This is a genomic window from Phenylobacterium sp., from assembly GCF_046590535.1.
GTDB lineage: Bacteria > Pseudomonadota > Alphaproteobacteria > Caulobacterales > Caulobacteraceae > Phenylobacterium.
This window is the reverse complement of sequence record NZ_JBKJTG010000101.1, coordinates 1-8,513: the sequence shown is the minus strand read 5'-3', so window position 1 is coordinate 8,513 and position 8,513 is coordinate 1. Positions and strand designations below refer to the sequence as shown.

9 protein-coding genes are annotated in these 8,513 nt (G+C 68.5%); 5 read left to right on the top strand and 4 right to left on the bottom strand.

Annotation, left to right across the window (positions count from 1 at the left end; translation table 11 throughout):
- The 3 genes from ACLL81_RS06105 to ACLL81_RS06095 form a co-directional block, all read left to right on the top strand.
- Positions 1 to 399: GDSL-type esterase/lipase family protein (locus tag ACLL81_RS06105; RefSeq protein WP_411287459.1), on the top strand; the 399-nt coding region annotated here is incomplete at its 5' end.
- Between the two features lie 87 nt (positions 400 to 486).
- Positions 487 to 1,752, top strand: a complete 1,266-nt coding sequence (locus ACLL81_RS06100) for an LLM class flavin-dependent oxidoreductase (RefSeq protein WP_411287458.1) — start codon at positions 487 to 489, stop codon at positions 1,750 to 1,752.
- A gap of 8 nt (positions 1,753 to 1,760) precedes the next feature.
- On the top strand, positions 1,761 to 2,537 hold the full coding sequence (locus ACLL81_RS06095; RefSeq protein ID WP_411287457.1) for an alpha/beta fold hydrolase: 777 nt from the start codon (positions 1,761 to 1,763) through the stop codon (positions 2,535 to 2,537).
- Here the strand turns inward: ACLL81_RS06095 and ACLL81_RS06090 are convergent.
- Both ACLL81_RS06090 and ACLL81_RS06085 read right to left on the bottom strand, forming a co-directional pair.
- On the bottom strand, positions 2,534 to 3,097 hold the full coding sequence (locus tag ACLL81_RS06090) for an SAM-dependent methyltransferase (RefSeq protein WP_411287456.1): 564 nt from the start codon (positions 3,095 to 3,097) through the stop codon (positions 2,534 to 2,536). The genes ACLL81_RS06095 and ACLL81_RS06090 overlap by 4 nt on opposite strands.
- Positions 3,094 to 4,437, bottom strand: a complete 1,344-nt coding sequence (locus ACLL81_RS06085; RefSeq protein ID WP_411287455.1) for an APC family permease — start codon at positions 4,435 to 4,437, stop codon at positions 3,094 to 3,096. Before ACLL81_RS06085 ends, ACLL81_RS06090 begins: the two co-directional genes overlap by 4 nt.
- Before the next feature lie 174 nt (positions 4,438 to 4,611).
- On the opposite strand from ACLL81_RS06085, the gene ACLL81_RS06080 reads away from it, so the two are divergent.
- On the top strand, positions 4,612 to 5,199 hold the full coding sequence (locus ACLL81_RS06080) for an alpha-ketoglutarate-dependent dioxygenase AlkB (RefSeq protein ID WP_411287454.1): 588 nt from the start codon (positions 4,612 to 4,614) through the stop codon (positions 5,197 to 5,199).
- Between the two features lie 14 nt (positions 5,200 to 5,213).
- Positions 5,214 to 5,504 carry a hypothetical protein gene (locus tag ACLL81_RS06075; protein WP_411287453.1) on the top strand — a complete coding sequence of 97 codons (291 nt, stop codon included), beginning with the start codon at positions 5,214 to 5,216 and terminating at the stop codon, positions 5,502 to 5,504.
- A 10-nt stretch (positions 5,505 to 5,514) separates the two neighbouring features.
- On the opposite strand, the gene ACLL81_RS06070 is transcribed toward ACLL81_RS06075, so the two are convergent.
- Both ACLL81_RS06070 and ACLL81_RS06065 read right to left on the bottom strand, forming a co-directional pair.
- Entirely contained in the window at positions 5,515 to 7,572 is a 2,058-nt protein-coding gene (locus ACLL81_RS06070; protein WP_411287452.1) for a PQQ-dependent dehydrogenase, methanol/ethanol family, read from the bottom strand.
- Between the two features lie 34 nt (positions 7,573 to 7,606).
- Positions 7,607 to 8,513, bottom strand: a 907-nt coding sequence (locus ACLL81_RS06065) for a 3-hydroxyacyl-CoA dehydrogenase NAD-binding domain-containing protein (RefSeq protein ID WP_411287451.1), incomplete at its 5' end; no start/stop codon positions are given.

The window sequence follows — 8,513 nt, the reverse complement described above, 5'->3', positions numbered from 1 at the left end:
CGACCCCGCGCCATCTTCTTCTACGCCGGCGAGAACGACCTGAACGCCGGCAAGACGCCGGACGAGACGGTGGCCGACTTCCAAACCTTCATGGACCGCAAGGACAAGACCCTGGGGGCGACCAAGGTCTATTTCATCGCGCTCAAGCCCTCCAAGCTGCGCTGGGATCAGTTCGCCGCCCAGAGCCAGGCCAACACCGCGATCCGGGCGATGGCCGAGGCGCGCGCTGACCTGGAATTTGTCGATGTGGTCCCGGCCATGCTGGAGGACGGCGCCCCCAAGGACATCTTCGTCGGCGACGGCCTGCACATGACCCCCGCCGGCTACGTCCTCTGGACCCGCGTCGTCCGCCCGGTGGTGGAGAACGAGGCCCGGACGGGGTGGGCCTGCAAGCCCTAGCCCCGCGCAAACCTCTTGGCGCCGCGCCTCATCGGGTTAACGTTGTTCACATGACCGCCCGACAGAGGCGGCGCGGAGGAGGCCCTGATGAAGTTCACCTGGTTCAACCTGATGCCGTGGCCCTATCTGCCGGACGATTTCCGGGAGAAGAACCGATCCGTCTGGGTCGACATCGACCAGAAGCTGTTCGATCCCGCCAAGAGCCATGAGGTCTACAACACCTATATGGACCTGCTGGAATACGCCGACACCCTCGGGTTCGACGGCGTCGGCGTGAACGAGCACCACCAGAACGGCTACGGCATCATGCCCAGCCCCAACATCATCGCCGCCGGCCTGGCCCGCCGCACCAAGGACGCGGCCATCGTCGTCCTGGGCAACTCCATCGCGCTGTACAATCCGCCGATCCGCGTGGCCGAGGAGTTCGCCATGCTGGACTGCATCTCCGGCGGCCGGCTGGTGGCGGGGTTCCCGGTGGGGACCTCCATGGACACCAACTACTGCTACGGCCAGATCCCCTCCTTGACCCGGGAGAAGTATCAGGAGGCCCATGACCTGATCATCAAGGCCTGGACCACGCGCGAGCCCTTCGCCTGGAACGGCCGCTACAACAAGCTGCGGCATGTCAACATCTGGCCGCGCCCGATCCAGGACGCGCCCCACCCGCCAGTCCATATCCCCGGCGGCGGCTCGGTGGAGACCTACGACTTCTGCATCGACAACACCTACTCGTACTCCTACCTCAGCTTCTCCGGCTATCTGCGCGCCCAGGCCCTGATGGACGGCTACTGGCGCCGCATCGACGAGCGCGGGGTGGACAAGAGCCCCTACCGCGCCGGCTTTGCTCAAACCATCCTGGTGGCCGACACCGACGAGGAGGCCGAGCGGCTCTATTCCGAGCACGTCAGCTACTTCTACAACCGCTGCCTGCACGTCTATCCAGGGTTCGCCGACGCGCCGGGCTACCGCACCATCAAGACCATCCAGTCCGGCGCGCTCTCGCAATACGCCCCGCCCAAGGGCGGCTATGCGACGCTGTCGTGGAAGGACCTGGTGGAAGGCGGCCACATCATCGCAGGCAGCCCCGAGACCGTGCGCCAGCGGATGGAGGACCTGATCAAGGGCCTGCACGTGGGCAACATCTTCTGCCTGATGCACGTGGGGAACATGCCGGCCGACAAGTGCATGTATTCCACCAAGCTGTTCGCCGAGAAGGTGATGCCGAAGCTCCGCAACATGTTCCCCGACTACGCCGACGACGATCGGTTCTGGTGCAAGCCGCTGGCCAAACAGGTGAAAGCCGGCGCCCTGCCCCCCGCGCCCACCCGCGCGCCCATGACCGAGCAGGCGTGAGCACCGTGATGGACATCAAGACGATCGCCACCCGCCACGCCGCAGTCCGCTACTATGAAGGCGGCCAGGGCCCGGCGCTGGTCTATCTGCACGGCGCCGGTGGCGTCACCGCAGATGATCCGTTCCTCGCGGCCCTGGCGCAGACCCACCATGTGTTCGCGCCGCTGGTCCCGGGCTATGGCGACAGCGAAGAGGCGCCGGAGATCCGCGACATGCTGGATTTCGCCCTGCACACCTGGGACGTGGTCGAGGCGTTGGGCCTGAACGACCCTATCCTGGTCGGTCACTCCATGGGCGGGATGATCGCCGCGGAAATGGCCGCCACAGCCCCCAACGACGTCTCGCGCCTGGCGCTGATCGCGCCTGCCGGCCTGTGGGACGACGACCATCCGATCGCCGACCTGTTCTCGCTGTTGCCCTTCGAGATGCCGCAGATGCTGTTCCACGACGCCGTGGCCGGCGCGGCCATCCTCACCGCGGGGCGCAACGTGGAGGACCCGGGGTTCCTGCAGGCCTATCTGGTGGCCAATGCGCGCCAACTGGGCATGGCCGGGCGGATTCTGTTTCCGATTCCCGATCGGGGGCTGCGGCAGCGGCTGTACCGGATCAAGGCCAGGACCGTGATCGTCTGGGGAGATAGCGACCGGCTGATCCCGCCCACCTATGCCCACGCCTTCAAGAAGGCCATCGCCGGGGCGGAGCTGGTCTCGATCCCCGAGGCCGGCCACATGGTTATCCTGGAGAAGACCGCCGCCGTCGTGCAGGCCGTGGAACGGCTGGGCTAGGGCGCCGTCTTGGCCGGCACGGTCCAGCGGTAGATCATGCCGCCTTCCACATCGACCTTCTGCTCCGGGACCCAGTCGCCCATCAGGAAGGCGTGGCTGACGATTCTCGTGCCCGGCTTGAGGTCGGACAACAGCTTGGGCATCAGCTTGGCGTTCAGGCTGGGCAGCAGGTAGAGGGTCACCACCGAGGCCTCGCGGAAGTCGGCCTCGAACAGGTCCTCCAGTCGGAACGTCACCAGGCCAGTGACGCCGGCCGCCTTGGCGTTGGCGTTGGCCTCGGCGATGCGCTCAGGGTTGATGTCGATGCCCACACCGCGCACCCCGAACTGCTTGGCCGCCGCGATGGGGATGCGGCCGTCACCCGACCCCAGATCGTAGAGCACGTCTCCGGGCTTCACCTCGCCCAGCTTGAGCATGGCGTCGACGATCTCGTGGGGCGTCGGCACATAGATTACGTCCGGGCCGCGGTTCGGCGCCGGACGGGCCTGCTGGGCGAGCGCGGGCGACGACGGGCAGGCGATCATGATAGCCAGGGCGAAGGCCAGGGCGTGGGTTTTCATGGGGCGGTGTCCTTGTTGCGCGACTGCAGGGGCAGGATGAGCAGCCCGCCCACCGCCAGCACGGCGACGCCAAGCAGCGCCCCCTTTCCGGTGTAAGCCAGGCTGGAATAGAGCAGGTAGGCGTTGGTGATCACGAACAGTGCCGGCAGCAGCGGATAGAGCGGCACGCGGAACGGCCGCTCAATATCCGGGTCGAGTTGGCGCAGGCGGAACAGGGCCAGTCCGACCAGCAGGAAGAAGGTCCAGAACACCGGGGCGGTGTAGTCCACCGCCAACTTGAAGCCGTCGCGCACGAAGGCGCCCACGAGCGTCAGCGCCAGGGCCGCCAGACCCTGAAGCAACACGGCGTTGCGCGGGCTGCCGGCGCGGACATCCCAGCGCCCGAGGACCGCCAGCGCCGGGTGATCGCGGCCCAGCGCATAGGCGGTGCGCGCGCCGGTGAAGACCGTGGCGTTGGCCGAGGTCAGCGCCGCCACCGCGATGAACAGGCTGATCAGGGTCGCGCCCACCGGCCCGAAGGCCAGGCCCATGACGTCGGCGGCGACGGCGTCGGATGCGGCCACGCCCGCCAGACCCAGGGCGCGGAGGTAGGCCGCATTGGCCAGCAGGTAGAGGACGGTGATCAGGCCAAGGCTGGCCACCAGCACCGGGGCCATGCGGCGCGGCGCATCCTTCAGTTCCGCCGAGACATAGACCGCCTCGTTCCAGCCGCCGAAGGTCAACAGCACGAAGACCATGATCAGGCCCCAGGCGGTGGTGTCGGGCGGCGCCGGCGCGGGCGCCGCGGCGGGCGCCACCAGGAGGCCCGCGACAATCACCGCCGCCAGGCCCACGACCTCGGCCACGGTCAGCCAGTTCTGGGTGCGGGCGCCGGCGGTGACCCCCACCCAGTGGATGCCGGTGATCCCGGAGACCGCCAGGGCGGCATAGATGGCGGACGACGCGGGCCCCAGGCTGACCAGCTGGCTGGCGTAGTCGCCGAATACGAAGGCCAGCAGCACGATGGAGCCGGTCTGGATCACCGACAACCGCGCCCAGGCGTAGAGGAAGGCCAGCCGCTTGCCGAACGCCCGGGCCAGGTAGTGATAGTCGCCGCCCGCGTGGGGATAGGTTGAGGCCAGCTCCGCATAGCAGAGCGCGCCCACCAGCGAGACCAGCCCGCCGGCCGCCCAGGCCAGCAGGACCATGGTCGAGCTTTCCGCGGCGCCGGCCACCAGCGAGGGCGTGCGGAAAATTCCCGCCCCGACCACGATGCCGACGGTTATCGCCACGGCCTCGCGGGCGCGCAGCGTCGCGCGGGGAGCCTCGCCGGCGGTGTTCGAGACGTGGCCCTCAGTCATCCCTGCGCCTTGCCGGTCGGCGGAAATTGGCGGCGCCGGAGCGGGCAAGGTCAAGGCGGCGCGGCGATGAACGGCGGCCCAGGCGATCACGGGTCGGTGATCGGTAGGGTACGCACCGACCTGGACCGCCGCCTTCATTTTGACCTCCGGGCGTGTTCAAGGCGTTGTCCTGTGATGGCGCGACATGCTCAGGCGGACCTCTTCGACGCTTCCCCGGCCTTCCCGGAAGGCCTGGCCTACCGCGACGGCGTGATCGCTGCGCAAGACGAGGCCGAACTCGCCGCTCGGCTGGCCGGGCTCGACTTCCAGCCTTTCCGGTTCCGCGGTGTCGAAGGCCGCCGGCGCGGGGTGTCGTTCGGCCTTCGCTATGACTTCGCGGGCCAGCGCCTGATTGCCGCCGAGCCGATGCCGGATTTCCTGCTGCCGGTCCGCACGCGCGCCGCCAGCCTCGCCGAGTGGCCTCCCGAGGCCTTCGTCCAGGTCCTGATCAACCAGTATCAGCCCGGCGCGGCCATCGGCTGGCACCGTGACCGCGCCGTGTTCGCCGACGTGGTGGGGGTATCCTTGCTGGCGCCCTGTCTCCTGCGATTTCGCTGGCCCGCGGGCGAGAGCTGGGAGCGGCTCTCGGTTCCGCTCGCGCCCCGCTCGGGGTATCTGTTGCGCGGCGCAGCCCGGAACGAGTGGGAGCAAAGCATCGCCCCCGCCCGGGACCTGCGATACTCGATCACCTTCCGGTCCCTGAAGACCCCGATGCGCCCTTGAATACCGCCGCCCTCATGAGCCGCATCGCGACGTTGGGCGCCCTCTTGGCTCTGGCCGGGTGCGTCAGCCATGAGTTTCCCGACTCCTCCAAGCTCTACGGCCAAAATCTCGACGCGGCCCGCGCCATCTACGGTGAGTGGACCACGAATGTGACGCTTGACGGCAAGCGGTTCTACATCTGGCGTCGTGGCGCGACCTACGAAGGCCAGCAAGTGTACTGCGAACTCTGGGTCGAGGTGGCCCCGCGCAACATCATTGGCCGCCGCTTCGTCCAGGGCCACGCCGAGGCGTGCAAGCTGTTCTGAGGCGGGCGCCTTACTGGGCGTGGGTCGGGGCTGTGGGCGCCGCCGGTCCGGGTCCGGTCTTCGCCTGCCAGAGCAGGTAGGCGCGCAGGTCCTCCGCGCCGGCGGCGTCGAAGAACCGGCGGAAGCCCGCCATGCCGCCTGCCTTCAGAGCGCCGTCCAGGACGATGGTCTGGAAACCCTGCGGCTCGAGGATCGCCGGCGACCGGGAGAGGTCCGGGAAATAGGGCCCGGCGCCATGGCAGGCGCTGCAGTAGGTTGCGAACAGCCGGCCGCCCCGGTCGCCATCTCCCGACGAAGGCGCGGCTTGGGTCAGGTCGAGGGGCGGTTGGGTCACGGCGGCTGGATAGGCCGGCGGCTTGACCTGGCCGCCCAGCTTGAACACCAGCAGGCGGCCCTTCTGGCGGGCCTCGTTGCGCCCCCCGGCGCCCCCCGCGCCGACCATCAGCGCCACATGCTGCTTGCCGCCGATGGCGTAGGTGGAGGCCGGCGCGATGGCCTGGACGCCGGTGGGATAGGTCCACAGCGGGCGCCCGCTGGCGGCGTCGTAGGCGGCGAACCGTTTGTCCGCGGCATGGAACACCAGCCCCCCGTCGGTGGCCAAGACGCCGCTGGTCCACTGGTCGGGGAAGGCGACGCTCCAGCGCTTCCTCTGGGCCACCGGGTCCCAGGCGATCAGCTCGCCCTTGGCCAACAGGAGCGCGGCGGGCCGTACCAGGGAGGGCGCGGTGTTGGGGCCGTCGAACCTGCGCAGGACGCCGGTGTTCCAGGCGCCCGGCAGGAAGGTGAAGCTCTGCGGATCGGCGTAGTAGCCGCGGCCGTGCTGGGCGGGAATATAGACCAGGCCGGTCTTCGGGCTGAAGGCCATGGGCTGCCAGTTGTGGCCCCCAAGCGCGCCCACCAGCTGGGTGCTGACGCCGCCCTTCTGATAGCGCGCGAAGGGCGCTTCCACCGGCCGGCCGGTGGCCGGATCGATCCGCTGGGCCCAGTCGACCGGCACATACTTCTCCGCCGAGACCAGCTTCCCGGTGGCGGCGTCCAGCACGTAGAAGAAACCGTTCTTCGGGGCCTGCATGACCACGCGCCGGGTGGCGCCTCCGATGGTCAGGTCGGCGACCATGATGTGCTGGGTGGCGGTGTAGTCCCAGCTCTCGCCGGGCGTCGTCTGGTAGTGCCAGACATAGGCGCCGGTGTCGGGCCGCAGCGCCAAGATGGACGACAGGAAGAGGTTGTCGCCCTTTCCACCCGAGCGGATTTTGTGGTTCCACGGGTTGCCGTTGCCGACGCCGACGAACACTAGGTCGAGCTTGGGGTCGTAGGTGATGGCGTCCCACACCGTGCCACCGCCGCCGGACTGCTTCCAGGCGCCGTCCGACCAGGTGGCCTGGACCCTTTCGCGCAGGATGGGGTCGGAGGCCGCGCCGTCGGCGACGCCTTGCGGATTGGGTGTCGTGTAGAAGCGCCAGGCGAGTTTGCCGCTCTGCGCGTCGTAGGCCGAGACGTATCCGCGCACGCCGTACTCCGCGCCGCCATTGCCGATCAGCACCTTGCCCTTCATCACCCGGGGCGCGCCGGTGATGGTGTAGGGCTTGGCCCGGTCAGTGGTCTGCACCGACCAGGCGGGCCGACCGGTCTTGGCGTCCAGCGCGATCAGCCGACCGTCGAGGGTCCCCAGGTAGAGGCGGCCCTTCCACAGGGCCACGCCGCGGTTGACCACGTCGCAGCGGGCATTGAACCCGGCCTCGCCCGGAACCTTGGGATCGTAGCTCCACAGCCGCTTTCCACCGGCCGCGTCGAAGGCATGGACCTTCGACCAGGCGGTGGTCACATAGAGCACCCCGTCGGCCACCAGCGGCGTGGCCTCCTGGCCCCGGTCGGTGTCGAACTCCGCCCACCAGGCGACGCCGAGACCTGCCACCGTCCTGCGGTCGATCTGCTTCAGCGGGCTGAACCGCTGCTCGTCATAGGTGCGCCCATAGGTCAGCCACTCGGCCCCGTCGGCAGCGGCGATCCGCCGGGCGTCGACGCCGCGGTCGCAGCCGAACAGCAGCAGCGCCGCAGCGAGTGTCATCAGGCGCCGCGCCAGCCCCCCCACGGGCAGGGCCTCAGGCCTTCAGGTCGGCGAACGTCTTGCCTTCGGCGACCAGCTTCTCAAGCGAGGCTGCGGGCTTGAACTGGTCGCCCATCTTGGCCTGGAACTCCTGCATCTTGGCGAGCACCTTGGCGGGACCCACCTGGTCGCCGTAGTGCATCGGGCCGCCGCGATAGACCGGCCAGCCGTAGCCGTTGACCCAGACCACATCCACGTCCGAGGCACGGATCGCCTTGCCTTCGTCGAGGATTTTCGCGCCCTCGTTGATCATCGGATAGACGCAGCGCTCCAGGATCTCCTCGTCGGAAATCTTGCGCGGGTTGGCGCCCGACTTGACGATGAAGTCGTTGATGATCTTCTCGGTGACCGGCGAGGGGATGGCGTTGCGGTTCTCGTCATAGTCGTAGTAGCCGGCGCCGGTCTTCTGGCCGCGGCGGTCCATCTCGCAGAGCACATCGCGGATGGTCTCGCCCTTGGAGTTCTCCTTCACCCAACCGATGTCCAGGCCGGCCAGGTCGCTCATGGCGAACGGACCCATGGGGAAGCCGAAGTCGTAGAGCACGCGGTCCACATCCCAGGGCATGGCGCCTTCCATGACCAGCTTCTGCGCCTCGCGCTGGCGCTGGCCGAGGATGCGGTTGCCCACGAAGCCGGGGGTGACGCCCACCAGAACGGCGACCTTGCCGATCTGCTTGGCCAGCTTCATTGAGGTGGCGATCACGTCCTTGGCGGTGTGGTCGGCGCGGACGATCTCCAGCAGCTTCATGACGTTGGCCGGGGAGAAGAAGTGCAGGCCGATGACGTCCTGCGGCCGCTTCGTCACCGAGGCGATCTCGTCGATGTTTAGGCCCGAGGTGTTGGTGGCCAGGATCGCGCCCGGCTTACAGATCCGGTCCAGGTCGGTGAAGATCGCCTTCTTC